The following is a 25712-nucleotide window of genomic DNA, read 5'->3' on the forward strand; positions in this document are numbered from 1 at the left end:
GGGGCGATTTTTTTGTGCGGCGGACGGAAAAGGCCGCCTCAGGCGTCGATCAGGTCACGGTCGACATCGCCCGCGCGGTTCTGGATGAAGTTGAAGCGGTGTTCGGGGTTGCGGCCCATCAGCTCGTCGACGAGCCGCGCGATCCCCGCGCGCTGCTCGAATTCCTGCGGCAGGGTGATGCGGATGAGGCTGCGGGTCTCGGGCGCCATCGTGGTCTCGCGCAGCTGCTGGGGGTTCATTTCGCCGAGGCCCTTGAAGCGGCTGACCTCGACCTTCCGCCCCTTGAACACCGTGGCCTCCAGCTCCGCCCGGTGTGCGTCGTCGCGGGCATAGCGGCTCTCCTTGCCCGCCGTCAGGCGGTAGAGCGGGGGCTGGGCGAGGAACAGGTGCCCGCGCCGCACGATGTCGGGCATTTCCTGGAAGAAGAAGGTCATCAGCAGCGTCGCGATATGCGCGCCGTCGACATCGGCGTCGGTCATGATGATGATGCGGTCGTAGCGCAGGTTGCCCGCGTCGCAGTCCTTGCGGGTGCCGCAGCCCAGCGCGAGTATCAGGTCGGCGATTTCGCTGTTGGCGCGGATCTTGTCGGCGGTGGCGCTGGCGACGTTGAGGATCTTGCCGCGGATCGGAAGGATCGCCTGGCTCTTGCGGTCACGCGCCTGCTTGGCGCTGCCGCCCGCGCTGTCGCCCTCGACGATGAACAGCTCGGTCTCGCGCCCGCCTTCGCCGGAGCAATCGGTGAGCTTGCCGGGCAGGCGCAGCTTCTTCGCATTCGTGGCGCTCTTGCGCTTGATCTCGCGTTCCTGCTTGCGCTTCAGGCGCTCGTCCATGCGCTCCATCACCTCGCCCAGCAGCGCCTTCCCGCGCTCCATGTTGTCGGCGAGGAAATGGTCGAAGTGGTCGCGCACCGCGTTCTCGACGAGCCGCGCGGCCTCGGGCGAGGTGAGGCGGTCCTTGGTCTGGGACTGGAACTGGGGATCGCGGATGAAGACCGAGAGCATCACCTCGGCGCCGGTCATCACGTCGTCGGCGGTGATGTCCTTGGCCTTCTTCTGACCCACCAGCTCGCCGAAGGCGCGGAGCGCGCGAGTCAGGGCGGTGCGCAGGCCCTGCTCGTGCGTGCCGCCATCGGGCGTGGGCACGGTGTTGCAGTACCAGCTCGTCGCCCCGTCGGAATAGAGCGGCCAGGCGATCGCCCATTCGACCCGGCCCTGCTGGACGCCGTCCACCTGCGGGAAATCCTGCGAGCCGGTGAAGGGCTGGGCGGTGACGCATTCGCGGGTGCCGACCTGTTCGGCGAGGTGATCGGCAAGCCCGCCGGGGAACTTGAACACCGCCTCGGCAGGCACTTCATCGGACGCGAGCGAGGGCGCACATTTCCAGCGGATTTCCACGCCTGCGAACAGGTAGGCCTTGGAACGCGCCAGCTTGAACAGCCGCTTCGGGTTGAAGCTGCGCTCGCCGAAGATCTCGGTGTCGGGGACGAAGGTGACGGTCGTTCCGCGCCGGTTGGGGGTGGGGCCAAGGTTCTGGATCGGGCCTTGGGTAACGCCTTTGGAGAACTCCTGCGCGTAAAGCTGCTTGTCGCGCGCAACCTCGACGCGGGTGTGGGACGACAGCGCATTGACCACGCTGATCCCGACCCCGTGGAGGCCGCCGCTGGTGGCATAGGCTTTTCCCGAGAACTTGCCGCCCGAGTGGAGCGTCGAAAGGATTACCTCCAGCGTCGACTTGCCCGGAAACTTGGGATGCTCGTCAACCGGAATGCCGCGGCCGTTGTCGGCGATGGAGAGGCGGTTGCCCTCGTCGAGACGCACCTCGATCCGCGTCGCATGGCCCGCCACCGCCTCGTCCATCGCATTGTCGAGCACTTCGGCGGCAAGGTGGTGATAGGCGCGGTCGTCGGTCCCGCCGATATACATCCCCGGGCGGCGGCGGACAGGCTCCAGCCCCTCCAGCACCTCGATGGCGGAGGCGTTGTAGTCGCCGCTGGAGGTCGGGGTGTTGGCGAAGAGATCATCGGGGGAGGTGTCGGCCATGCGCGCGGTTATAGGGCCGCCGCGCCGAGCCTCACAAGCCATCCCCCGCGATTATACTCACTTGCCGAAGCCGGTCGGCGCCGGATCGACCGGCACGACCTCGCCGCCCCTGACCTCGCGCACCTCGAGCGCCCGTTCGATCACGCCGCCCCGGCCGAACCGGAACGCCCCGTCGACCCCGAGGAACCCGCCCTTGTCGTAGAGCTCGTTCTTCGGGAAGGGCGTGCCCACCTTCCAGTCGCGCGCCACCCTGAGGGTCAGCAGCACCGCATCATAGCCGAGCGTCGCCACCCGGTAGGGCTGGCCACCGAAACGGGCAGCGTAGCTGTCGGCGAAGCGGGCGTAGCGCTGGTCCGAGACGGCGGCGAACAGCGCCCCTTCGAGCGAGGCCGCCCGGGTGAGCGCGGCATCGCCGCTCCACAGTTCTGTGCCGAGAATGCGGGTGCGGTTGCGGCTCGACTTGTTGAGCTCGCCCGCAGCATCGACCCCGAGCCGCGCGGAATCGGCGATCAGCACCGTGTCGTAGCCGCCCGCCGCGCGCAGCCTTGCGGCGGCGCTGACGATCGAGGTGTTGCCCCGCGCATAGCTCTCGCGCCGCACCAGTGCGCCGCCGAAATCGCGCAAGGCGTTCTCCAGCACCGAGACCGCGCGGGTGCCGTAGTCGCCTTCGGGGGCGAGCACGGCGAAGCGGCCTGCGCCCTTGCCGCGCGCATATTGCACGGTGCGGCGGATCGACTGTTCGGGCAGGTGCCCGATCACGAAGACATCGGCGCTGGCGACGGAGGCGTCATTGGCGAAGGCGATCACCGGCACGCCTGCCGGACGCGCCGCCATCTGCACCGCAGGGACGGCATCGGAGGTCATCGGGCCGAGGATCAGCTTGTTGCCGTCGGCGATCGCCTTCTGCGCCGCTCCGCCGATCCCGGCCGAGGTGTCGTAGGTGGTGATGCGCAGATTGTCCGCGCCGGTATCGAGCAGCGCCATGGTGGTGGCATTGGCGATCGCCTGGCCGACCGGTCCGGTATCGCCCGACATCGGCACCAGCAGGGCGATGCGGTGGCGGCCCGTGTCGGTCGGGAGCGCGGTAGCCGAGGGTTCGGGCGCGGGCGCGGGTGGGGCGGTGGTCGCCACGTCGGTCTTGGGGATCACCTGGCACCCCGCCGCCAGCAGCGCCGCGCCGGCCAGCGCCACGTTGCGCGCCGGAACGGCAGACGCGATGCGCTGCGCCGCGTGCCCGAGCCGTGCGGCCCAAATCGATCCCGCCCAAAGCTTCATTCTTGCCGACCCCTCAGCCGTGCTCCATGAAACGTCCCGTGAGACCCTCGGAGCTTCCTTCCATTCCCGCATGGGAACCCGTCCCCGGGCTGTATATCGTCGCGACCCCGATTGGCAATCTCGGCGACATCACGCTGCGCGCGCTGGCGGTGCTCGGGGGCGCGGCTCTGATCGCCTGCGAGGATACGCGGGTGACGGGCAAGTTGTTGAAACATTACGGTATCAAGGCGCGACTCCAGCGGCTCGACGATCACGCCCCGCCCGAGGTTCGTTCACGGGTGATCGACGAGGCGAGGCAGGCGCCGGTCGTATTGGTGTCGGATGCGGGCACGCCGCTGGTGTCCGATCCGGGCTATCGCCTGGTGCGCGAGGCGCGCGCGGCGGGCGTGACGGTGACGAGCATTCCGGGCGCCTGCGCCGCGGTCTCGGCGCTGGCGATGGCGGGCCTGCCCTCCGACCGCTTCCTCTTCGCGGGCTTCCTGCCGGTCAAGGACAAGGCGAGGGCCGAGGCGCTGGAGGGCGTGGCGGGCGTGGGGGCGACACTGGTGTTCTACGAGACCGCGCCGCGGCTCGAACGCTCCTTACAGGCCATCGCGGAGCTGTGGCCGACCCGCGAGGTGGCGGTCGCGCGCGAACTCACCAAGCTCCACGAGGAGTGCCGCAGCGGCACCGCCGCCGCGCTCGCGGGCCATTACGCCGCGCATCCGCCCAAGGGCGAGATCGTGCTGCTGGTCGGCCCGCCCTCGGAGACGGAGGCGCCCGTCCACGACACCGACGCCCTGCTGCGTGCGGCGCTGGCCGATGCGGGGCCGGGCAAGGCGGCGGGGCAGGTGGCGAAGCAAACCGGTATCGACCGCGCCACGCTCTATGCCCGCGCGCTGGAGCTCAAAGGCGAATGATCGCGCCCCGAACCCCGGAAGAGCGCCACGAGGCCGACGCCCGCGGCCGCGAGGGCGAAGCCGAAGCGGCGATGTTCCTCGCCCAGCGAGGCTGGCGGATCGAGGCCGAGCGGGTGAAAACCAGGGCGGGCGAAATTGATCTCGTCGCCAGGAAGGCCGGCCTCGTCGCCTTCGTCGAGGTGAAGTGGCGGGCGCGCGCCGCCAGCCTCGCAGACGCCATCGACGAGAGGCGCCTCAGGCGCGTCGCGGCGGCTGTGGAATGCGTGTGGCAGGACTATGCGACAGGCGGCGAGGACATCCGCATCGACGTCATCCTGCTCGCCCCCGACCGCAAACCGACCCACATCGAAAACGCATGGATGCCTTTCGGGTAACGGCCCGCTCTTCCGTTTCCACCGACCTTGTCGAGGGGCCGTCCTTCCTTCTAAACCGCCGCACCTGAGAAACACGGTGCTTAGACAAGCTCAGCACGAACGGATTTGGGACATGACCCTGAGAATTGCCGTCCAGATGGACCCCATCGACCGGATCAACATTGCGGGCGATAGCTCCTTCGCGCTGATGCTGGCGGCGCAGGCGCGGGGCTACACGGTCTATGAATACCACGTCGAAAGCCTGACGCTGGACGAGGACGACCGGCTCTTTGCCCATGCCTTCCCGGTGACGGTGCAGCGGGTCGAGGGCGATCATTTCACCCGCGGCGAGCAGGTCAGGCTCGATCTCGGCAAGGATGTCGATGTCGTGCTGATGCGGCAGGATCCGCCCTTCCACATGGGCTACATCACGGCGACGCACCTGCTCGAGCGGATCGCGCCGCACACGCTGGTGGTCAACGATCCGGTCAATGTGCGCAACAGCCCCGAAAAGGTGATGGTGCTGAACTACCGCCGCTTCATGCCGCCGACGCTGGTGACCCGCTCGGTGGACGAGGTGCGGCGCTTCATGGCGAAGCACGGCGCGATCGTGGTCAAGCCGATCCACGGCAACGGCGGCAAGGCCATCTTCCGCATCGGCGAATCCGGTGAAAACCTCACCGCCCTGTTCGAGGTGTTCAACCAGACCTGGCCCGAGCCACACATGGTGCAGCCCTTTCTCCCCGAGGTGGCGCAGGGCGACAAGCGCATCGTGCTGGTCGACGGCGAGGTCGCGGGCGCGATCAACCGCATCCCGGGCGAGGGCGAGTTCCGCTCCAACCTCGCCATGGGCGGCTCCGCGCAGCCGACGCAGCTCACCCAGCGCGAACGGGAGATCTGCGATGCCCTCGGGCCGGACCTCAAGCGGCTCGGCCTCACCTTCGTCGGGATCGACGTGATCGGCGGCAAATGGCTCACCGAGATCAACGTGACGTCCCCCACGGGCATCGTGGCGATTGACCGCTTCAACCAGACTGATACGGCGGGCATGATCTGGGACGCGATCGAACGGCGCCTCGCCGCGCGCCGCGCCGCATAGACCGATCCGTCCCGCAACCTCTCGACTGGGATCACATGACCGAATTCCTCCTCGAACTGCTCGACAAGGGCGGCTACCTCGGAATCTTCCTGCTGATGATGGCCGAGAACGTCTTCCCGCCGATCCCGTCCGAGGTGATCATGGGCGGGGCAGGGCTGCTGGTCGCGAGGGGCGAGATGACCTTCTGGGCGGTGTGGGTGGTCGCCACGCTCGGCACGGTCGCGGGCAACCTGTTCTGGTACTGGATCGGTGTGCGCTGGAGCGAGGAACAGCTCAAGGCGATCATCGACCGCTGGGGCCGCTGGCTGACCTTCGAGTGGGACGAGTTCACCAAGGCACGCAACATCTTCCGCAAGTACGGCGACGGGATCGTCTTCGCGCTGCGGTTCTCGCCAATCCTGCGCACCATCGTCTCGCTGCCGGCGGGGCTGGCGCAGATGAAGCTGTGGCGCTTCTGCCTGTTCACCTTCCTCGGCTCGGGGATCTGGAACGCGGTGCTGATCTTCGGCGGACAGGCGGCGGCGCCGCTGGTCGAGCGGTTCGAGAAGCTTGCGGGCTACGGCGTGGTCGCTATCGTTCTCGCCGGGGTGGTGTTCTACATTTACCGCGTCGTGACCTGGAAACCGGTCAAGGCGCACGAGGCCGACGACAAGGCCTAACCCCGCGGGTGGGCCTTCCGGTAGTTCTCCAGCAGGGCCGCCGCATCGACGCGGGTGTAGATCTGGGTCGATCCCAGTGAGGCGTGCCCGAGCAGTTCCTGCAAGCTCCTGAGATCCGCCCCCGCCCCCAACAGGTGGGTGGCGAAGGAGTGCCTGAGCGCGTGCGGCGTGGCTGTGTCCGGCAACCCGAGCGCGCGCCGCGCCTGCGCCATCGCCCGCTGCACCATCCCGGGCGAGAGGGGCCCGCCCTTCGCCCCCCGGAACAGCGGCTCTGCCGGAGCGAGCGGCCAGGGGCACTGGCGCACATAATCGGCCACCGCTGCCCGCGTGATCGGCAGCACCGGCACCATGCGCTGCTTTCCGCCCTTGCCGGTCACCTGCAGCACCTCGCCCATCGCCCCGTCGCGCCCCTTGAGCGAGAGCGCCTCGGCGATGCGCAGGCCCGATCCGTACAGCAGTAGCAGCACCGCCCGGTCGCGCGCGCCGATCCAGTCCTCGCCCGCGAGGCCATCGACGAGGTCGGCGAGGTTCGCGGCCTCGTCGGGGGTGACGGGGCGGGGGAGGCCCTTCTTGAGGCGCGGTCCGCGAAGGCGCGGTGCGGCAGGGTCCGGGTCGCCCGATTGCGTGCGGGCAAAAGCGATGAAGGCTTTCAATGCCGAAAGCTCGCGGGCGGTGCTGGCGTTGCCCAGCCCCTCGGTGCGCCGCGCGGCGAGGTGAGCCCGCAGGTGATGCGCCTCGGTCCGGGCGACCGATGGCCAGTCCTCCAGCGCGTTTGCCGCCATCAACCTTGCGGCGGCGGCCACATAGGCGCGCACCGTGTGGGGCGAGCGGCGGCGGTTGTCGGCAAGATGGGCGCGCCAGCCCTCGAGCAGGTCGGCGGCGCTCATGCCACGACCAGCGTGTCGGCGACGAGTTCGGCGAGCAGCGCGTCGAGCACCCCCCGACCCGGCGGCGCGACCCCGATCCGCGTGCCCTGAGTCCACATCATCCCGAGGCCCGCGAGCCGGGCGAGGGCGCTCTCGTCGACCAGTCCGGCGACCGGCAGGCCGAAGCGCTCCGAGAGCGCGGCAAGATCAACCCCCTCGGTCAGACGCAGGCCCATCAGCAGCGCCTCGGCGGCCTGTTCGGCGACGGCCAGCGCGCGGGCCTCGGCGATGCCATCGCCCTGCCGCGCCAAGGCGGCGAGGTAGTTCTCGGGCTTCCTGTGCCGCACCGTCGCCATGCCGCCCCGCCGTCCGTGCGCGCCGGGGCCGATCCCGGCGTAATCCTGGTAGCGCCAGTAGACGAGGTTGTGGCGGCTTTCCTCGCCCGGCCTTGCATGGTTGCTGGTCTCGTAGGCCGGCAGACCCGCCGCGCCGGTCAGGCTCTGGGTGATGTCGAAGAGTTCGGCCGCCGCGTCGTCATCGAGCGGCACGAGCCGTCCGCGCCGCACGTCGCTGGCGAAGCGCGTTCCCGGCTCGATCGTCAGCTGGTAGAGCGAGAGGTGCCCGGTGCCGAAGCCCAGAGCGCGCGCCAGGCGCTCCTCCCACAGCGCCGGGGTATGGCCGGGCAGGGCATAGATCATGTCGAAGCTGACCCGCGCGAAATGCCGCTGCGCCGTATCCAGCGCCGCCAGCGCCTCACCGGCCCCATGGAGCCGCCCGAGGAACCGCAGTTCCGCATCGTCGAGCGACTGCACCCCCAGCGACACCCGGTTCACCCCCGCGCCCGCAAGTGCCGCGAAGTTCGCCGCCTCGACCGAGGAGGGATTGGCCTCCAGCGTGATCTCGATCGCCGGATCGAAGCCCCACAGCCGCTCGGCCTCGGCCAGCAGCGCGGCGACGAGGGCTGGCGGCATCAGCGAGGGCGTGCCGCCGCCGAAGAAGACCGAGGCAAGGCTCTCGCCCCCTGCCACCGCCGCCTCGGCGCGCATGTCGGCGATCAGCGCCGCCTGCCATGGGGCCACGTCAACGCTGTCGCGCACATGCGAGTTGAAGTCGCAATAAGGGCACTTCTTCGCGCAGAAGGGCCAGTGGATGTAGAGCGCGCGCGCCACGGGTGGAATTTTCAGCCTCGCTTAATCGTTTGCGCGGATAGTCCCCGCCCGAAGGAAGGTTTCCGCCGCTTGAGCACCATCGCCCGCCTTGCCTGCCTTGCACTCTTTATGGCAGCCGCGCCTGCCTTGCCGCAAGCCTCCGCTGGCAATGGGGCCGAGGCGCGCGACTTGCTCGACGCGCACAACCTCGCCCGCGAGGATGTGGGCCTGCCGCCGCTGGCGTGGAACGAGAGGCTGGCACGCGACGCGGCGGATTGGGCGCGGCATCTTGCGCGCCATGATCTCTACGACCACGCCTCGCCCGATCGGCGCAAGGGGCAGGGCGAGAACCTGTGGCGCGGGCCGAAGGGCCATTGGTCGGCATGGGACAAGGTCGGCTTCTTCGTGGCCGAGAGGCGCCACTTCCGTCCAGGCCGCTTCCCCGATGTCTCGCGCACCGGTCACTGGGCGGATGTCGGGCATTACACCCAGGTGATCTGGCCCGAGACCCGCGAGGTCGGTTGCGCCCTGGCGCATACCGCCACCGACGAGGTGCTGGTGTGCCGTTACTGGCCGGCGGGCAACATCTGGGGCCAGCGGATCGACCCGCGCGAGCACGTCGCGCGGCGCTGAGGGCTCAGCCGAACTGTTCGGCCACCAGCTTCGCGAAAGCATCGGCGCGGTGGCTGATGGCGTGCTTTTCCTCCGGCGCGATCTCGGCGAAGGTCTGCGCGCGCCCCGTGGGCACGAAGACCGGATCATAGCCGAAGCCGAGAGTCCCGCGCGGCGGCCAGGTCAGCGCGCCGTCGCAGCGGCCCTCGTAGATAGCGTGCTCGCCATCGGGCCAGGCGATCGCGAGGACGCAGTGGAAGGCGGCGGTGCGGTCCACATCCGGGCCCTTCTCGGCGAGCATCCCCTCGACCTTGCCCATTGCCATGTACCAGTCACGGCCCGGCGCGCCCTCGAACCACTGCCGCTCGGCCCAGTCGGCGGTGTAGACCCCCGGGCGACCATCGAGCGCCGCGACGCTGAGCCCGCTGTCGTCGGCGAGCGCGGCAAGACCTGAAGCCTCCGCCGCCGCGCGCGCCTTGATCATGGCGTTCTGCGCGAAGGTGGTGCCGGTCTCTGCCGGCTCGGGCAGGCCGAGTGATCCGGCCGAGATGCACTTGACCCCGTAGGGATCGAGCAGCGCGGCGATCTCCTTCAGTTTGCCCGCGTTGTGCGTGGCGATCACCAGGGTGCCGGAGCCGAGGCGCCGTGTCATTTCACCGCGTCCAGCTGTGCCGCGAAGATCCGGTCGCAGCCGATGCGGGCGAGGCGCAGGAGGCGCAGGAGGCCTTCCTCGTCATAGGTCGCGCCTTCGGCGGTGGCCTGCACCTCGGCGATCTTGCCGCCCGACAGCAGCACGAAATTGCCGTCCGCTTCGGCGTTCGAATCCTCGTCGTAGTCGAGATCGAGCACCGGCGTGCCCTTGTAGATGCCGCAGGAGATGCCCGCGACCTGCGCGGTGATGGGATCATGCTTGATCTCGCCCGCCGCCATAAGCCCGTTGATGGCGAGCCTGAGCGCGATCCATGCACCGGAAATGGCGGCGGTGCGGGTGCCGCCATCGGCCTGGATCACGTCGCAATCGAGCGTGATCTGCCGCTCGCCGAGCTTCTGCAGGTCCACCACCGCGCGCAAGCTCCGGCCGATAAGCCGCTGGATTTCCTGCGTGCGGCCCGATTGCTTGCCCTTGGCGGCCTCGCGCTGGCCCCGGGTGTGGGTGGCGCGCGGGAGCATGGAATATTCCCCCGTCACCCAGCCTTCGCCCTTGCCGCGCATCCACGGCGGCACGCCCCTCTCGACGCTTGCGGTGCACAGCACCTTGGTGTCGCCGAAGCCGATCAGGCACGAGCCTTCCGCATGCTTGGTGAAACCGGTCTCGATGGTGATGGCGCGCATTTCGTCGGGCGCGCGTCCTGAAGGGCGCATGTGTGTTCTCCAATCGGGAAAAACCCGTTCGCCCTGAGCTTGTCGAAGGGCTGTTCTTCTTCTGCGGCTTTGCGCTAGAAGAAAGTGCGGTGCTTCGACAAGCTCAGCACGAACGGAAATTGAGAAAACTTGGCCGACCGCTTAGCCTCACCTCCATGACCTCGCTCCCCGTCACAGAACTGACCCAGCGCGCGCGCGACATCTTCCAGCGGGTGGTGGAGGAGTACATCGCGAGCGGGCAGCCCGTCGGATCGAAGACGCTGGCGGCGGACGGCACCTTGAACCTCTCGCCCGCCTCGATCCGCTCTGTGCTGGCGGACCTCGAGATGCTGGGCCTGCTCGCCGCGCCGCACACCAGCGCGGGGCGGATGCCGACCGATGCGGGCCTCAGGATCTTCGTCGACGGCATGATGCGGGTGGCCGAGCCGACCGCTCAGGAGCAGGCCGCGATCGAGGCGCGGCTTGCCGAGGCCGGGCCGGTCGAGGCCGCGCTCAAGCAGGCATCCGCGATCCTTTCCGATCTTTCGGGCGCGGCGGGCATGGTGCTGGTCGCGCCGCGCGAACAGCGGCTCGCCCAGTTCTCCCTCGTCGATCTCGGGCAGGGCCGCGCGCTGGCGGTGCTGGTGGGCGAGGACGGCGGGGTCGAGAACAGGGTGCTGACCATCGGCGGCGCCTTGAGCCCCGGCGCGCTCGATCGCGCGTCGAACTACATCACCGCGCGCCTCGCCGGGCGCACCCTTGCCGAGGCGGCGGCCGCGATGCGCGCCGAGATCAGCGCCGGGCAGTCCCAGCTCGACGATGCCTCGCGCGATCTGGTCGAACGCGGCCTCGCGGTGTGGAGCCAGGACGCCGCCGCACGGCCCGTGCTGATCGTGCGCGGCGCCGCGAACCTGCTCGACGAGGCGGCGCTCGGCGATATCGAGCGGGTGCGGATGCTGCTGGAAGACCTCGAGAACAAGCAATCGGTCGCCGAACTGCTCGATTCGGCGCGCGAGGCCGAGGCGACCCGCATCTTCATCGGCTCGGAAAACCGCCTCTTCGCGCTTTCGGGCTCGTCGGTGATCGCCTCGCCCTACCGCGACCGCGAGGGGCGGGTGGTCGGCGTGCTCGGCGTGATCGGCCCCACGCGGTTGAATTATGCGCGGGTTGTCCCCATGGTGGACCTCACCGCCCGTTCGCTGGGCAAGCTTATCGCTTGAATGGAAAGCCACACGACATGACCGACAACGACAAGCCGCTGGATCAGGCGGCGGAAGACGAATTGAAGGGCGTGCCCGAGCACCTGCGCGAGGGCGGCGAGGAAGCCGAGCCGCTGGCCGAGGCGCTCGAATCGCTCAAGCGCGATCTCGAGGCGGCCAAGCAGGAGGTGCTCTACGCCCAGGCCGAGACGCAGAACGTGCGCCGCCGCCTCGAGCGCGAGAAGGACGAGGCGCGCGCCTATGCCGCGACCGGCTTTGCCCGCGACATCCTGAGCGTCGCCGACAACCTGTCGCGCGCGATCGACGCGATCCCGCAGTCCCTGCGCGAGGACGAGAGCATGAAGGGCCTCGTCATCGGGCTGGAGGCGACCCAGCGCGAGCTCGAGAAGGTCTTCGCCAGCAACGGCATCACCCGCATCGCGGCCGTCGGCCTGCCGCTCGATCCGAACCAGCACCAGGCGATGCTCGAGGTGCCGACCACGGATCACGAGCCGGGCACGGTGGTCTCGGAGATGCAGGCGGGCTGGATGATCAAGGACCGCCTGCTGCGCGCGGCGATGGTCGCAGTGGCGAAGGCGCCCGAATAACCGGGCTTTCGCGCCGCACGCACTCTGCGGCACGGCGAGCCGAGGAACATCGCTGTCCCCTCTCCGGTAGGCTTGGGCCTAACCTGATCCATCGGAGAGATGACATGAACTATCGCCTTGCAACCCCGATCCTCGGCGCGGCCGCAGCCCTGTCGCTTGCCGCCTGTGCCGACAATTATGCCGTCGAGGGCGCCGGTGTCGGCGCGGCCGCAGGGGCCGCCGTCGGCGCAGTGACCGGCGGCGACATCGGCACGGGCGCCGCTATCGGTGCTGCCGCAGGCGGCGTCGGCGGCACGCTGATCAAGAAGCGCGACAACGGCGACTGCTACCGCGTCGATGGGCAGGGGCGCGAATACGCGGTGCGCTGTCCCGACTAACCCGCCCGGAAGGGCAGAATTCCGGCGTAGGTTGCGAGGTCGGGCGCCCCCGCGACCTCGCCGCCTTCGCGCAGCAGGAAGGCGTGGCGCACGATCTCGGCCTGCTGCTCGATCCCGTAGCGTTCGAGCGGCCAGCCCGGTCTCAGCGCGTAGTCATAGCGGCACCACGGATGGCGGCGCGTCACCAGATACCAGCGCCCGCGGGTCTGCGTCTGCCAGACATGCACCATCTCGTGGATGAAATGGGCCTGCCGTTCCAGCGGGGCGGCGGCGAAGTCGTCGCAGTAATGGGCGGCGAGCGGGTGGAAGTGCAGATGGCCCATCGGCGCCATCGTCACCCCGCGCGGGTGTAGCGCGAAGAACTTGCGGCGGCGGATGCGCACCGGCGCATAATCGATCGCATCGCCGAACACCGAGCGCGCAAGGGCGACCTCGCCCGCCGTCAGGGGCCGCTCGCCGCCGACCGGGCAGGCAGGGGCGAGGGCCTGAGCCTTGTTCAGCGTTCGTCCCCGGCGGCGCGCACCGGCGCATCGACGGTGGTGGTGCTGCCGTCGGACAGGGTCAGCGTCACCTTCGCGGTGCCGCCGGGCTTGAGCGCGTCGGTCGGCTCCATCGCCATCACGTGCAGACCGCCCGGCGCAAAGCTGACCGGGGCACCCTCGGCGAGGGTCACAGGCCCGGCCATGGTCATCTCCATCTTCCCCGCTGTCTCGGCATAGTCGTGGATCATGGTCATGCCTGCGCCGTCGACCGTCACATCCTCGAGCGTCACGCCCGCCGCGCCGGCATAGGCAAGGTCGAAATAGACCGCCGCCGGATTGCCCGCGACGGGCGGGAGCACCACGCGCGCATTGCTCACGGAAAGCCCGCTGGCTGCGGGGGTCGCGGTCTCGCCTGCGGGCGCGCCGGCCTCGGGGGCGCAGGCGGCAAGGCCGGGCAGGGCGAGGACAACCAGAGCGGCACATGCGACGGGTCGAAGGGAAATCACGTTTCTGTCTCCTTGTGGAAGGGCTCCGAATCTAGGGCGGGGCCTCTCTTGTGCCAAGCGAAACCACACCTATATCGCCGTCACAAACGAGCCGCCGAGGTGCTTTGCCGATGTTCGGGAAGCCGAAGGCAGCGGTGTCCAACAATTGTCCTTATGGATGGGGAAACAATGGGTAAAGTAATCGGTATCGACCTCGGCACCACCAACTCTTGCGTCGCCGTGATGGACGGCGGCAAGCCCAAGGTGATCGAGAATTCGGAAGGCGCGCGCACCACGCCCTCGATCGTCGCCTTCACCAAGGATGGCCAGCGCCTGATCGGCCAGCCCGCCAAGCGGCAGGCGGTCACCAACCCCGACAACACGCTCTTCGCGATCAAGCGCCTGATCGGCCGCCGCTTCGACGATCCCATGACCAAGAAGGACATGGAGCTCGTCCCCTACAAGATCACCAAGGGCAAGAACGGCGATGCCTGGGTCAACGCCGGCGGCGAGGATTACAGCCCCTCGCAGGTCTCGGCCTTCATTCTCCAGAAGATGAAGGAAACCGCCGAGAGCTATCTCGGCGAGAGCGTGACGCAGGCCGTCATCACCGTGCCCGCCTACTTCAACGACGCCCAGCGTCAGGCGACCAAGGATGCCGGCCAGATCGCCGGCCTCGAAGTGCTGCGCATCATCAACGAGCCGACCGCGGCGGCGCTCGCCTATGGCCTCGACAAGGAAGACGGCAAGACCATCGCGGTATACGACCTCGGCGGCGGCACCTTCGACGTCTCGATCCTCGAGATCGGGGACGGCGTGTTCGAGGTGAAGTCGACCAACGGCGACACCTTCCTCGGCGGTGAAGACTTCGACAACGCGATCGTCGAGTTCCTCGCGGATTCCTTCAAGAAGAAGGAGCAGATGGACCTCAAGACCGACAAGCTCGCCCTCCAGCGGCTCAAGGAAGCCGCCGAAAAGGCCAAGATCGAGCTGTCGAGCGCGGCGACCACCGAAATCAACCTGCCCTTCATCACCGCGCGCATGGAAGGCGGCAGCACCACCCCGCTGCACCTCGTCGAGACGATCACCCGCGCCGACCTCGAGAAGATGGTCGACGGGCTGATCCAGCGCACGCTCGAGCCCTGCAAGAAGGCGCTGGCGGATGCGGGCATCACCAAGGACCAGGTCGACGAGGTGATCCTCGTCGGCGGCATGACCCGCATGCCCAAGGTGCGCGAGGTCGTGGAGCAGTTCTTCGGCGCCAAGCCGCACACCGGCGTGAACCCCGATGAAGTCGTCGCGATGGGCGCGGCGATCCAGGCGGGCGTGCTTCAGGGCGACGTCAAGGACGTGCTGCTGCTCGACGTGACTCCGCTCTCGCTCGGCATCGAGACGCTGGGCGGTGTGTTCACCCGCATGATCGACCGCAACACCACCATCCCGACCAAGAAGACCCAGACCTACTCGACCGCCGAGGACAACCAGAACGCGGTGACGATCAAGGTCTACCAGGGCGAGCGCGAGATGGCGGCGGACAACAAGCTGCTCGGCAATTTCGACCTGATCGGCATCCCGCCCGCACCGCGCGGCGTGCCGCAAATCGAGGTGACCTTCGATATCGACGCCAACGGCATCGTCTCGGTCTCGGCGCGCGACAAGGGCACCGGCAAGGAACAGACGATCAAGATCCAGGCCTCGGGCGGTCTGTCGGATGCCGACATCGACCAGATGGTCAAGGATGCCGAGAAGTTCGCCGAGGAGGACAAGAAGCGTCGGGCCGCCGCGGAAGCGCGCAACCAGGCCGACAGCCTCGTCCACGCGACCGAAAAGCAGCTGGAAGAGCACGGATCGAAGATCGACGCCGCGACCAAGTCCGACGTCGAGGCCGCGATCGCCGCGGTCAAGGCCGCGCTCGAAGGCGGCGATCCGGATGACATCAACGCAAAGGCGCAGGCGCTCACCCAGGCGGCGATGAAGATGGGCCAGCAGATCTACGAAGCCCAGCAGGCCGCCGGGCCGGAAGGCGAGGCCGCGCCGGCCGAAGAGGCTCCGGCCGAGGACGTGGTCGACGCCGAGTTCTCCGAGGTCGACGAAGACAAGAAGGGCTAAGGCCCCGATGCAACCCACAGGCCCGTCGCAGCGCCCGGATCAACTATCCGGCGCGGCGACGGGCGGTGGTCACGGGGATTAGGTCACGCACATGTCCAGCGCCCAGCTCGATTACTACGCCACGCTCGAGGTCACCCGCGATTGCGACGGGGCGACCCTCAAGAGCGCCTACCGCAAGCTCGCCATGAAGTATCACCCGGACCGCAATCCGGGCGATGCGACCTGCGAGGCCAAGTTCAAGGCGATCAACGAGGCCTATGACTGCCTCAAGGACCCGCAGAAGCGCGCGGCCTATGACCGCTACGGGCACGAGGCCTTCACGCAGGGGATGAACGGCGGGGGCGGGGGCGGCCCGTTCGGAGGCGGCTTCGGCGGCCGGGGCGGCGGCGACTTCGCCGATATCGGCGACATTTTCGAGACGATCTTCGGCGGGGCGTTCGGCGGGGGTGGCCAGCGCCAGCAGACGCGGCGCGGGGCGGACCTGCGCTACGACATGCAGGTTACGCTGGAAGAGGCGTTCCACGGCAAGTCGAGCGAGATCGAGATCGAGGTCTCGCAATCCTGCGACACCTGCGACGGGACCGGCGCCACCCCGGGCACCAGCGAACGCCAGTGCAACCTGTGCCACGGCATGGGGAGCGTGCGCGCCAAGCAGGGCCTGTTCGTGATCGAGCGCCCGTGCCCGACCTGCAACGGCCGCGGCACCGTGATCGAGAACCCCTGCCGCGTCTGCCGCGGGGAGGGCCGCGTCGACAAGGCCCAGACCCTCAAGGTCGATATTCCCGCCGGCGTCGACACCGGCACCCGCATCCGCCTGCAAGGCAAGGGCGAGGCCGGCCAGCGCGGCGCGCCTCCGGGCGATCTCTACATTTTCCTTCACGTGAAGCCCCACCCGGTCTTCGAACGCGAGGGCACGACGCTTGCCACCCGCGTGCCGGTCAGCTTCACCACCGCCGCGCTCGGCGGCTGCGTCGAGATTCCCGATCTCGACGGCTCGACCAACCGTCTCGACATTCCGGCCGGCATCCAGTCGGGCAAGCAGCTTCGCATTCGCGGCGCAGGAATGCCGGTGCTGCAAGGGCGCGGGCGCGGCGATCTGGTGGTCGAGATCGCGGTCGAGACGCCCACGAAGCTGACGCGCCGCCAGAAGGAGCTGCTCGAGGAGTTCAAGGCGACCGAGACGGGCGACGAATGCCCCGAAAGCCGCAGCTTCTTCGCCAAGCTCAAGGACGCGTTCGGCGGCTGAGGCGCATGCTTCCCTCGCTCCTCATCATCGACGATTTCCTCGCCGACCCCTGGGCAGCGCGGCGCGCGGCGCTCGGGCTGGACTATGATCCGGCGCGACAGCACGGCAATTTCCCGGGGCTCAATTCCTCTGCTCCGCTCGACACCGCGCCCATTGATGCGGCGGTCTCGCGTCTGCTCGGGGTGAGGCTCACCGCCGCGCCCGGCACGCAGCACGGGCATTGCCGCCTCACCCGCAAGGGCGCCAAGGGCCGAAGCGGGGTGCATATCGACCCGGCCGCCTATTCCGGCATCCTCTACCTCTCGCGCCCCGAGGATTGTGCGAAACCGGATGCGGGCGGCACCGATTTCTTCCGTCACAAGCGCACCGGGCTCGAGGCCGTGCCGCAGGACCCGGCGAGGATCGCTGCCTCGGGTTATGCCGACATCAACACGCTGGTCGAGGACGTGGTCAACAAGGACACCACCAGTCCGGCCAAGTGGGAGCGCGTCATGCGCGTGCCCGCGCGCTTCAACCGGCTGCTGCTGTTCTCGCCCTGGCAGTTCCACGACGCCGCCCCGGGCTTCGGCACCACGCCGGAGGACTCGCGCCTCGTGATGCTGCTGTTCTTCGGGGTGGTGCAGAACTGAGGTCCGTTCGCCTCGAGTGCAGTCGAGAGGCCCCGCGCCATGTGTCTCGGCTTCGCTCGACACGAACGCAAGGTGGTTCACCCCATCCGCTCGCGCACTTCCATCCGCACCTGTTCGATCAGCCCGCGCTGGCAGCGCCCGGCGCTTTCCTCCTCCTCCAGCACCGCGAGGAACACCGCCCGCTTGGCGGCGCGCACCGCCTCGCCCGAGACGCCGCCGGTGACGGTCGATGCGACGAGGTCGATCATCCGCTCCGCCCCGTGCAACCGGCCCCACAGGTAATCGTTCTCGCGGTAATCGCGGCTGAAGAAGGCACCGAAATTGTAGAACTCGATGCCCCTGAGCGTCGCCGCCGTCCCGCCGCCACGGATGCTCAGCGCATCGTCGGGCGAGATGCGGTCTATCTTCACCGGGTTGAACTCGTCGAGCCCCTCGCGCCGTGACAGGGGCAGGGTGGCGACATCGTAGAAGGGAAAGCCGAGATAGGTGAGCAGCATCCGCCGCTTGAGGTTCTTCGGCATGTCCTCGAGCGCGTCGATCAGCTGTTCTTCGGCGGCCAGATCGGTCGCGGGCAGGAGCCGCTGGGTGGCGAGCAGATCGAGCACCGCGCCGGGATTGCGGATCGCGTCGGCGGCAAGCTCGCGGAAACGGGGCGCGCGCAGCACGTCCTCGTCGGCGCGGTAGTACAGCGCGAGGATCTCGTAGAGCCGGTCGCGCGCACGGTCGAGGGCGTCTTCGGCGATGTCGGGATCGACCTGCCAGTCGCGCGCGAGCTTGCGGGCGAGGAGCTGCAACCGGCGGATGCGGAAGCCGGTGTCGTGGGCGCGGAAGAAGGCGATCGCGCCGGGCGTGGCGCCGCCATGCGCGTCGGTCAGCCCGTCGAGCCCGCGCGTCTCGAGCTCACAGCGCAGCGCCCGCACCAGCGGTGCCGTGTCGCCGAGCGGCTGACCCGCGGCCTTGAGCGTCAGGCGCGCGAGCTGGTCAAGGATTCCCTCGAACTTGGTCAGCGCATAGGCCCCGAAGGCATAGCCCGCACGCTCGGCGGCGGCCTGCTGCGCCTTGGCCCGCCATCCGGCGAGGCGCCTGGGCGTGGGCCGGTCGAGCAGGAAGGTGTAGCCGAACAGCTTCTCCACCGCGCGGTCGATGTCGCCCTGGAGGTCCATGACGATGCGCTTGAGGCGGGCGGCGTCGCGCGATTGCTGTTCGATGCGTTCCAGATCGTCCCTGATCGGCTGTTCGCGCGGGATGGTCGAGAGCGAGCCGAAGATCGCGCCGAAGAAGCCGACATCGCGCGCGCGCATCGCCGGGGTGGGGGCGGCGCCTTCCGGGCGCGGGTCGAGATAGACGAAGCGCCGGTCGACCTCGCGCTGGGCGGGCCGCCCGTGGAGCGCCGCGAGCGCCGCCCCGAAGGGCGCGTTGACCAGCACCGCCCCGTCGATCAGCGCGACCTCGCCGACGGTGCCGCGCGCGACGTGCGCGGGCATGGTGCGGGCAAGGAACGACTCGCGGGTGGACCAGCGATGCCCCTCGGTCTCGGCGAGACGGTCGATCTCGGCGAGGGTGAGCGGCGGGAAGGCGCCGGGAAAGCTCGCGGTGGCGCGGGCAGCGAGCACCAGTTCGAGCGGATCGGCCAGCATCCCGCCATCCCCGGTGCGTGCGCGGAAATTGATCGGCAGGCGGTGCTCGGTCTCCTCGACCTCCAGCGGGGAGTTGAGGCGCAATGTCTCCGGGTGCCCGCGGAAATCGGTGACCGTCACGGCGAGGTCGACCGGATAGCCTGGGGGCAGCAGCGGGATGCCGTCGCCTTCCGCCTCCATCTTCTTGAAGGCCTCGTAAAGCATCGCCGAAAAGCGCGCGCCCGAGAAGGGCGGGCTGAACCAGCGCCCGCGCACGAGGCGCGAGACCTTGGCCCGCACCTCGGCCCGTGTCTCGGGCGAAACGGTGGCGCTGACGGCGTTGCCCGGACGCGAGAGGAACCATTCGGCGATCGGCTGCGCCCAGAGCTTGGCATACCGCCACATCGGCTCGGCCTCGGGATCGGTGAGTTCGCTCACGTCGGCATTGGTCAGCCACAGGTCGGTCAGCGGCTCCAGGCTGTGCCCGGCGTGGATCGCCTGCGCGAGGAACACCGCGTTGATCCCGCCCGCGCTCGCCCCGGTGAGGATGTCGGGCAGCACGCGCAGGCGCAGACCCTGCTGCTGCTCGATTGTGCGCAGGAAATCGCGATAGGCGGCCGCCACGCCCTCGAGCGGCACCGCGGCGGGGTGATGGAAGGCGCGGCTTGCGCGGGCGAGGTGCCAGACCTCCTTGGTGATCCCGTGCATGTAGACCGCAAGGCTGACCCCGCCATAACATACCAGGGCTAGGCGCAATTCCTTCTGGCGCATGGCGACTGTCTAGCGGGGAAGACAGGCGGGATGCAATTGCGTTCAGCATCTGTTCTCGTTATGGCGCGTGCCTATGGCAAAAACCAAGCGCCGTTACGTGTGTCAGGAATGCGGCTCGGTCTCGCACCGCTGGCAGGGGCAATGCGCCGATTGCGGACAGTGGAACACGCTGGTGGAGGACGTGCCGGCGACGGTGTTCTCGCAGAAGCACGACCTTTCGAGCGGCGGGCGGCCGGTGGCCTTCGAGCCCCTCAATGCGCCCACGACCCTGCCGGTGAGGAAGTCGACCGGCCTCGCCGAATTCGACCGCGCACTGGGCGGCGGGCTGGTGCCCGGCTCGGCGGTGCTGCTCGGCGGCGATCCGGGGATCGGCAAGTCGACCCTGCTGCTGCAGACCGCCGCGACCATCGCGCGGGGCGGCAATGATGTGGTTTACGTCAGCGGCGAGGAGGCGGCCGGGCAGGTGCGGCTGCGCGCAAGCCGCATGGGCGTGGCCGATGCCCCGATCCGGCTCGCGTCCGAGACCTCGGTGCGCGATATCCTGACGACGCTCGGTCAGGGCGAGCCGCCCGCGCTGCTGGTGATCGATTCGATCCAGACCATGCATTCCGACACCATCGAGGGGGCACCGGGCACCGTCAGCCAGGTTCGCGGCTGCGCGCTCGAGCTGATCCGCTACGCCAAGGAGTCGGGCTGCGCGCTGGTGCTGGTCGGCCATGTCACCAAGGACGGCACCATCGCCGGCCCGCGTGTCCTCGAACACATGGTCGATGTGGTGATGAGCTTCGAGGGGGAGCGCAGCCACCAATACCGCATCCTGCGCGCGCTCAAGAACCGCTTCGGCGCGGTCGACGAAATCGGGGTCTTCGCCATGGCAACGGAAGGTCTGGAGGAGGTCGCCAACCCTTCGCTGCTGTTCCTCTCGGGCCGCGAGACGCCGCTCGCGGGCAGCGCGGTCTTCCCGGCGATGGAGGGCACCCGGCCCGTGCTGGTCGAGATCCAGGCGCTGATCGTGCGGCTACAATCGGGCGCGACCCCGCGCCGGGCGGTGGTGGGATGGGATTCCGGGCGCCTCGCCATGCTGCTCGCCGTGCTCGAATCGCGCTGCGGGCTCAACTTCTCCTCTGCCGAAGTCTATCTCAACATCGCCGGCGGCTATCGCCTGACAGACCCTGCGGCCGACCTTGCCGTCGCCGCCGCCCTGGTCTCGGCCCTCGCCGACCGGCCGCTGCCCGACAAGGCCGCGTGGTTCGGCGAGGTCAGCCTTGCAGGCGAGATCCGCCCCGTCGCCCACGCGCCGCTGCGCCTGCGCGAGGCGGCCAAGCTGGGCTTTGCGCGCTGCTACGGCCCCGCGGGCGCCGCGACGGGCGACAAGGGCGCGCAATATCGCGGCTTGCCGGCGCTTGCGAACCTCGTTGACCAGGTGATGGGCAGCGCATAGACCTCGCGCCCATGGCAGGTCTCGACATCATCATCGCCATCATCGTGGGCGTCGCCGCCATCGGCGGCTTCATGCGCGGGCTCGTGCAGGAAGTCCTAAGCCTCGCCTCGTGGATCATGGCGGCGATCGCGCTGCACTTTCTCCACCCCGGCCTGACCGAGGGCCTGCGCAATTTCTACCGTGCCGAACCGGCCGTTTCGCTGCTGGCCTTCGCGCTCCTGCTCCTGATCCCCTATGCCGCGATGAAGGTCATCATCGGCAATGCCAGCGGGGCATCGGACGGGGCGGTGCTGGGGCCGATCGACCGGGTGCTCGGGTTCGGATTTGGTGCGGTCAAGGGCGCGCTGATGGCGGTCTTCGCCTTCGCCATGCTGGTCACCGGCTTCGACGAGAGCTGGGGCTACACCGGTCGCCCGCAATGGATCACCGGTGCACGCACCTATCCGGCCGCCGATGCCTTCTCGCGCCAGCTCCTGCCATCGATCGCGATCCGGCGCGACCGGCTGCGCGGCGAGAACGAGGCGCGCGAGGCTGCGGCGGCCAGGTTCGCCAAGTGACGGCCGGTGACTGCGCGCGCATCGACAAGGCTCTATTCGCCCGAACTCCTGTCGCTGGCGACGGCGCTTGCGGCATTCCCCCTCGCTGACGACCTGCCGCTCCGTGCCGAGGCGCGCTCGCGCAGCTGCGGCAGCGTGATTGCGCTCGGGCTGGCGCTGGACGGGGCGGGGCAGGTCGAGCGTGTCGGAATGCAGGTCAGCGCCTGCGCCATCGGACAGGCCTCGGCGGCGCTGCTGGCCCAAGGCGCGGCGGGCGCCGATCCGGAGGATTTCCACCGCACCCTCGGCGCGCTCGAGGCGTGGCTGGCGGGCGAGGGCGCCCTGCCGTCATGGCCGGGAATCACCGCGCTGGCACCCGCACAGGCGCACGCCGGGCGCCACGGCGCGCTGCTCTTGCCGTGGAAGGCCGCTCTCGCGGCGCTTTCAAGCGGCGCGGACGCGCGCTAGGGACGTGTCCCGAGAAGCTGCCTCGGGCGGCAAAGGGGATAAGAGAAACATGGCAGAGGCGCAGGCGCTCGCTGACCGCGAGCCGTCAGAACAGGAAATCCGGCTGGTGATCGGCGCATCGTCCGCCGGCACCATCTTCGAGTGGTACGATTTCTTCATCTACGGCACGCTCGCCTACATCCTCAAGGACGCCTTCTACGCCACCGACAACGAGACGCTGGGTCTCCTGCTGGTGTGGTCGACCTTCGCAGTCGGCTTCGCCTTCCGCCCGCTGGGTGCGGTGCTGTTCGGCTTTCTGGGGGACAGGCTGGGGCGCAAATACACCTTCCTCGTCACCGTTACCCTCATGGGGATCGCCACCGCCGGCGTGGGCCTGATCCCGACAGTCGACACCATCGGCATGGCGGCGCCGATCATCGTGATCCTGCTGCGGGTGATACAGGGCCTCGCGCTCGGCGGCGAATATGGCGGCGCGGCGATCTATGTCGCCGAGCACGCCCCGCCCGAAAAGCGCGGCTTCTACACCAGCTTCATCCAGGCCAGCGTGGCCGGGGGCTTCGTGCTGTCGATCATCGTCGTGCTGGCCTGCCGCGCACTGATCCCGGCCGATGCCTTCGCCGCATGGGGCTGGCGCATGCCCTTCCTGCTCTCGATCATCCTCCTGCTGATCTCGCTGTGGATGCGCCTCAAGCTGTCGGAAAGCCCGGTGTTCCAGGCGATGAAGGCGGCAGGCGAGACCTCGGGCAACCCCTTCGTCGAGAGCATGACCTATCCCGGCAATCCCAAGCGCCTGTTCGTCGCGCTGTTCGGGATCACCGGCATCCTGACGACGATATGGTACACGGCCTTCTTCTCGGGGATGAGCTTCCTGCGCGGGCCGATGCATGTCGACGACCTGACGGTCGAACTGGTGCTGCTGGTCTCGGGCCTGATCGCCATGAGTTTCTACATCGTGGTCGGCAAGTGGTCCGACCGGGTCGGGCGCAAGCTGCCGATCATCGTCGGATCGGTGCTGACGCTTGCGCTCCTCTTCCCGCTGTTCTGGCTCATGGGCAGCCTGGCCAACCCCGCGATCGCCGAGGCGGCGGAGCGCGCGCCGGTGGTGGTGAGCGGCCCGGCCTGCGAGACCGATCCCTTCGCCGAACTGTTCCAGCGCGACCAGACCGATTGCGGCAAGGTCCTCGAGACGCTGACCGCCGCGGGCGTGCCCTACACCCTGACCGCGGGGGATGCGGTCACCCTCAGCGTCGGCGGGGAGCCTGTGCCGGTCGATCCGGCATGGTTCGCCGACGGAGCAGCGCGCAAGGCGGGGATCCAGGGCGCTCTCGGGCAATACGGGTTCGACTTCGCCAAGCAGCAACCGCCCCTCGCCAACATCATCGGCATCGTCGGCGTGCTGCTGGTGCTGGGGCTGCTCTCGGCGCTGACCTATGGTTCGGTTGCCGCACTTCTTTCGGAGATGTTCCCGGCCCGGATCCGCTATTCCTCGATGTCGATCCCCTACCACATCGGCGCGGGCTATCTTGGCGGGTTCCTGCCGCTGATCGCCGGCGTGATCGTGGCCCGGACGGGGGATATCTATTCCGGCCTGTGGTACACTTGGGCGGTGGTCGCCTTCGGCCTGCTGGTCGCATGGTGGGGCATTCCGGGAGGCCCGCCGCGAGACTTTGTCGATGAATGACAGCTACCGGGCGGCGATGGGCCACGCTCCAGACCCCCTGCTGCCTCCGCCCAGCCTGCGCCTGACCGTCGATCGCGAGGCACTCGCGGCCAATTGGCGGGCGCTCGATGCGCTGTCGGGCGCGGCGCGCGCGGGCGCTGCGGTCAAGGCGGACTGCTACGGCCTCGGCGTGGACACCTGCGTTCCGGTGCTCAGGGATGCGGGGTGCGAGACCTTCTTCGTCGCGCACTGGAGCGAGGTCGCGGGGGTGATCGCCCACGTCCCCGCCGAACATGTGGCGGTGCTCCACGGCCCGTTGACGACCGAAGACTGCGCCTATGCGCGGGCGAGCGGGGCGGTGCCGGTGATCAATTCGCTCGAACAGGCCGCAATGTGGACGAACAGCGGGGGCGGGCGCTGCCATCTGATGGTCGACACCGGGATCAACCGGCTCGGCATCGCGCTGGCCGAAGCGGGCGATCCGCGGATCGCCGCGCTCGAGATCGACATGTTGATGAGCCATCTCGCCAGCGCCGACGAGACCACGGCGATGAACCGGATGCAGGCCGAACTGCTGCGCGAGGCGGCCGAGATCGTCCCGCACCGGCGGCTCAGCCTCGCCAACAGCGCCGGGATTGCCCTGGGGGAGAGCTTCGCCTTCGACATGACGCGCCCCGGCCTTGCCCTCTACGGCGGGGTGCCGCGCGCCGAACTGGCGGGCGCGATCCGTCCCGTCGCCCGCGTCGAGGCACGCCTGCTGCAATGCCGCCAGCTCGCGCCTGGCGAGGGCGTGGGCTACAACTCCACCTTCATCGCGCCCACCCACATGCGGGTCGGCACGGTCTCGATCGGCTATGCCGACGGGTTCCTGCGCAGCCGCGGCCCGGGCAATGCGCTCCGTCACGAGGGCCGGCCGCTGCCGATCCTGGGCAAGGTCTCGATGGACATGGTGGTCGTCGATCTGGGCGCGGCACCCGATCTTGTGGCCGGAGACTGGCTCGAGGTTCCCTGGGACATTGCCGATGCTGCGCAGCAAAATGCTCTGTCTCCGTATGAAATGCTGACGGTGATCGGCGCGCGCCTACGCCGCGGTTGACAGATTCGGGCGCGGTTGTTGCACTGCAGCGTGTGCAGGTGCTAAGGAGCATGCGACGGGACGCAATTCGGGATCGACACACAATGGCGGGCAGGGCGAAATCGGCATCGGGCGAAGCGGGCGATGCGATCATCATCAAGAAATACGCCAACCGGCGGCTCTACAACACGGCCTCCTCGAGCTACATCACGCTCGAGGACCTGGCCAAGATGGTTCGCGAGAATGTCGAGTTCCAGGTGCTCGACGCCAAGACCGGTGACGACATCACCCACCAGATCCTGACCCAGATCATCATGGACGAGGAAGCCAGCGGCGGCCAGCAGATGCTCCCCGTCAGCTTCCTCCGGCAGCTGATCGGCATGTACGGCAATTCGATGCAGGCGATGATGCCGTCCTATCTCGAAGCCAGCATGGCCAATTTCCGCGAGAACCAGTCCAAGATCCGCGAGGCCTTCGAGAAGGGCATCAGCGCTACGCCCTTCGCCGCGATCCATGAAACCAACATGGCGATGATGCGCGCCGCGGCCGACGTGTTCATGCCGGGGATCGGCAAGCCCAAGGACAAGCCGCGCCCGCCCGCCGGCGACAACCGCGACGAGATCGCGGTGCTGCGCGAGCAGATGGCGGCGATGCAAAAGAAGCTGGACGAACTCGGCAAATAGCGCATAGCGCCCTGCCGCAATTCCAAGCAGGAAAGC

26 protein-coding genes are annotated in these 25712 nt (G+C 68.7%); 17 read left to right on the plus strand and 9 right to left on the minus strand.

The genetic code is table 11. The annotated features are described in order from the left end of the window. Positions 1–38: 38 nt before the first annotated feature. Both parE and CBR61_RS10530 read right to left on the minus strand, forming a co-directional pair. Complete coding sequence (gene parE / locus CBR61_RS10525; protein ID WP_088914316.1) at positions 39–2039, minus strand: DNA topoisomerase IV subunit B; 2001 nt, start codon at positions 2037–2039, stop codon at positions 39–41. 57 nt (positions 2040–2096) lie between these two features. After that, positions 2097–3314: a penicillin-binding protein activator gene (locus tag CBR61_RS10530; protein ID WP_088914317.1), complete on the minus strand. Its 1218-nt coding sequence runs from the start codon at positions 3312–3314 to the stop codon at positions 2097–2099. Between the two features lie 26 nt (positions 3315–3340). Here CBR61_RS10530 and rsmI point away from each other — a divergent pair, with 26 nt between their 5' ends. From rsmI to CBR61_RS10550, 4 genes are all read left to right on the plus strand, one after another. After that, positions 3341–4213 carry a 16S rRNA (cytidine(1402)-2'-O)-methyltransferase gene (gene rsmI / locus CBR61_RS10535; protein WP_088914318.1) on the plus strand — a complete coding sequence of 291 codons (873 nt, stop codon included), beginning with the start codon at positions 3341–3343 and terminating at the stop codon, positions 4211–4213. Further along, positions 4210–4587 carry a YraN family protein gene (locus tag CBR61_RS10540; RefSeq protein WP_088914319.1) on the plus strand — a complete coding sequence of 126 codons (378 nt, stop codon included), beginning with the start codon at positions 4210–4212 and terminating at the stop codon, positions 4585–4587. The genes rsmI and CBR61_RS10540 overlap by 4 nt, the downstream gene beginning before the upstream one ends. 112 nt (positions 4588–4699) lie before the next feature. Next, a complete protein-coding gene (gshB, locus tag CBR61_RS10545; protein ID WP_088914320.1) occupies positions 4700–5665 on the plus strand; it encodes a glutathione synthase in 966 nt (321 codons plus the stop codon). Between the two features lie 35 nt (positions 5666–5700). Beyond that, the gene (locus CBR61_RS10550; RefSeq protein ID WP_088914321.1) at positions 5701–6324 is read left to right on the plus strand and encodes a DedA family protein; all 624 of its coding nucleotides are present in this window, start codon (positions 5701–5703) and stop codon (positions 6322–6324) included. On the opposite strand, the gene CBR61_RS10555 is transcribed toward CBR61_RS10550, so the two are convergent. Together CBR61_RS10555 and hemW are read right to left on the minus strand one after the other, a co-directional pair. Beyond that, entirely contained in the window at positions 6321–7211 is an 891-nt protein-coding gene (locus CBR61_RS10555; RefSeq protein ID WP_088914322.1) for a tyrosine recombinase XerC, read from the minus strand. The genes CBR61_RS10550 and CBR61_RS10555 overlap by 4 nt on opposite strands. After that, the gene (gene hemW, locus CBR61_RS10560) at positions 7208–8359 is read right to left on the minus strand and encodes a radical SAM family heme chaperone HemW (protein ID WP_172835947.1); all 1152 of its coding nucleotides are present in this window, start codon (positions 8357–8359) and stop codon (positions 7208–7210) included. The genes CBR61_RS10555 and hemW overlap by 4 nt, the downstream gene beginning before the upstream one ends. Positions 8360–8428: 69 nt before the next feature. Between hemW and CBR61_RS10565 the strand changes: the two genes are divergently transcribed. Continuing rightward, positions 8429–8971 carry a CAP domain-containing protein gene (locus tag CBR61_RS10565; RefSeq protein WP_088914324.1) on the plus strand — a complete coding sequence of 181 codons (543 nt, stop codon included), beginning with the start codon at positions 8429–8431 and terminating at the stop codon, positions 8969–8971. A 4-nt stretch (positions 8972–8975) separates the two neighbouring features. On the opposite strand, the gene rdgB is transcribed toward CBR61_RS10565, so the two are convergent. Further along, a complete protein-coding gene (gene rdgB, locus CBR61_RS10570) occupies positions 8976–9602 on the minus strand; it encodes an RdgB/HAM1 family non-canonical purine NTP pyrophosphatase (RefSeq protein WP_088914325.1) in 627 nt (208 codons plus the stop codon). After that, a complete protein-coding gene (gene rph, locus CBR61_RS10575; protein ID WP_088914326.1) occupies positions 9599–10312 on the minus strand; it encodes a ribonuclease PH in 714 nt (237 codons plus the stop codon). The genes rdgB and rph overlap by 4 nt, the downstream gene beginning before the upstream one ends. A 155-nt stretch (positions 10313–10467) precedes the next feature. Here rph and hrcA point away from each other — a divergent pair, with 155 nt between their 5' ends. The 3 genes from hrcA to CBR61_RS10590 all read left to right on the plus strand — a co-directional run bounded on the left by hrcA (position 10468) and on the right by CBR61_RS10590 (position 12475). After that, a complete protein-coding gene (gene hrcA, locus CBR61_RS10580; protein ID WP_088914327.1) occupies positions 10468–11511 on the plus strand; it encodes a heat-inducible transcriptional repressor HrcA in 1044 nt (347 codons plus the stop codon). A 17-nt stretch (positions 11512–11528) separates the two neighbouring features. Beyond that, positions 11529–12098, plus strand: coding sequence for a nucleotide exchange factor GrpE (locus CBR61_RS10585; RefSeq protein WP_088914328.1), 570 nt, complete (start codon positions 11529–11531; stop codon positions 12096–12098). A 104-nt stretch (positions 12099–12202) separates the two neighbouring features. After that, positions 12203–12475 carry a glycine zipper family protein gene (locus tag CBR61_RS10590; protein WP_088914329.1) on the plus strand — a complete coding sequence of 91 codons (273 nt, stop codon included), beginning with the start codon at positions 12203–12205 and terminating at the stop codon, positions 12473–12475. Here the strand turns inward: CBR61_RS10590 and CBR61_RS10595 are convergent. Both CBR61_RS10595 and CBR61_RS10600 read right to left on the minus strand, forming a co-directional pair. Then, complete coding sequence (locus CBR61_RS10595; RefSeq protein WP_233996703.1) at positions 12472–12888, minus strand: vgr related protein; 417 nt, start codon at positions 12886–12888, stop codon at positions 12472–12474. The two genes, CBR61_RS10590 and CBR61_RS10595, sit on opposite strands and share 4 nt — an antisense overlap. Before the next feature lie 83 nt (positions 12889–12971). Beyond that, entirely contained in the window at positions 12972–13463 is a 492-nt protein-coding gene (locus CBR61_RS10600; protein ID WP_233996704.1) for a copper chaperone PCu(A)C, read from the minus strand. Between the two features lie 168 nt (positions 13464–13631). Here CBR61_RS10600 and dnaK point away from each other — a divergent pair, with 168 nt between their 5' ends. From dnaK to CBR61_RS10615, 3 genes are all read left to right on the plus strand, one after another. After that, positions 13632–15551, plus strand: coding sequence for a molecular chaperone DnaK (dnaK, locus tag CBR61_RS10605; protein WP_088914330.1), 1920 nt, complete (start codon positions 13632–13634; stop codon positions 15549–15551). 91 nt (positions 15552–15642) lie between these two features. Continuing rightward, positions 15643–16797: a molecular chaperone DnaJ gene (gene dnaJ / locus CBR61_RS10610; RefSeq protein WP_088914331.1), complete on the plus strand. Its 1155-nt coding sequence runs from the start codon at positions 15643–15645 to the stop codon at positions 16795–16797. A gap of 5 nt (positions 16798–16802) precedes the next feature. Further along, on the plus strand, positions 16803–17426 hold the full coding sequence (locus CBR61_RS10615; RefSeq protein WP_088914332.1) for a DUF6445 family protein: 624 nt from the start codon (positions 16803–16805) through the stop codon (positions 17424–17426). A gap of 77 nt (positions 17427–17503) precedes the next feature. On the opposite strand, the gene CBR61_RS10620 is transcribed toward CBR61_RS10615, so the two are convergent. After that, the gene (locus CBR61_RS10620; protein ID WP_088914333.1) at positions 17504–19813 is read right to left on the minus strand and encodes a patatin-like protein; all 2310 of its coding nucleotides are present in this window, start codon (positions 19811–19813) and stop codon (positions 17504–17506) included. A 73-nt stretch (positions 19814–19886) separates the two neighbouring features. Between CBR61_RS10620 and radA the strand changes: the two genes are divergently transcribed. The 6 genes from radA (at position 19887) to phaR (ending at position 25676) form a co-directional block, all read left to right on the plus strand. Next, a complete protein-coding gene (gene radA, locus CBR61_RS10625) occupies positions 19887–21254 on the plus strand; it encodes a DNA repair protein RadA (protein WP_088914334.1) in 1368 nt (455 codons plus the stop codon). An 11-nt stretch (positions 21255–21265) separates the two neighbouring features. After that, the gene (locus tag CBR61_RS10630) at positions 21266–21811 is read left to right on the plus strand and encodes a CvpA family protein (protein WP_088914335.1); all 546 of its coding nucleotides are present in this window, start codon (positions 21266–21268) and stop codon (positions 21809–21811) included. Positions 21812–21817: 6 nt separating this feature from the next. After that, positions 21818–22258: a Fe-S cluster protein gene (locus tag CBR61_RS10635; protein ID WP_088914336.1), complete on the plus strand. Its 441-nt coding sequence runs from the start codon at positions 21818–21820 to the stop codon at positions 22256–22258. Positions 22259–22307: 49 nt separating this feature from the next. Further along, a complete protein-coding gene (locus CBR61_RS10640) occupies positions 22308–23939 on the plus strand; it encodes an MFS transporter (RefSeq protein WP_088914337.1) in 1632 nt (543 codons plus the stop codon). Beyond that, on the plus strand, positions 23932–25014 hold the full coding sequence (alr, locus tag CBR61_RS10645; protein ID WP_233996705.1) for an alanine racemase: 1083 nt from the start codon (positions 23932–23934) through the stop codon (positions 25012–25014). Before CBR61_RS10640 ends, alr begins: the two co-directional genes overlap by 8 nt. An 83-nt stretch (positions 25015–25097) precedes the next feature. Continuing rightward, positions 25098–25676, plus strand: coding sequence for a polyhydroxyalkanoate synthesis repressor PhaR (phaR, locus tag CBR61_RS10650; protein WP_088914338.1), 579 nt, complete (start codon positions 25098–25100; stop codon positions 25674–25676). Positions 25677–25712 lie beyond the last annotated feature (36 nt).

Origin of the sequence: Porphyrobacter sp. CACIAM 03H1 (assembly GCF_002215495.1) — a bacterium.
Lineage (GTDB): Bacteria > Pseudomonadota > Alphaproteobacteria > Sphingomonadales > Sphingomonadaceae > Erythrobacter.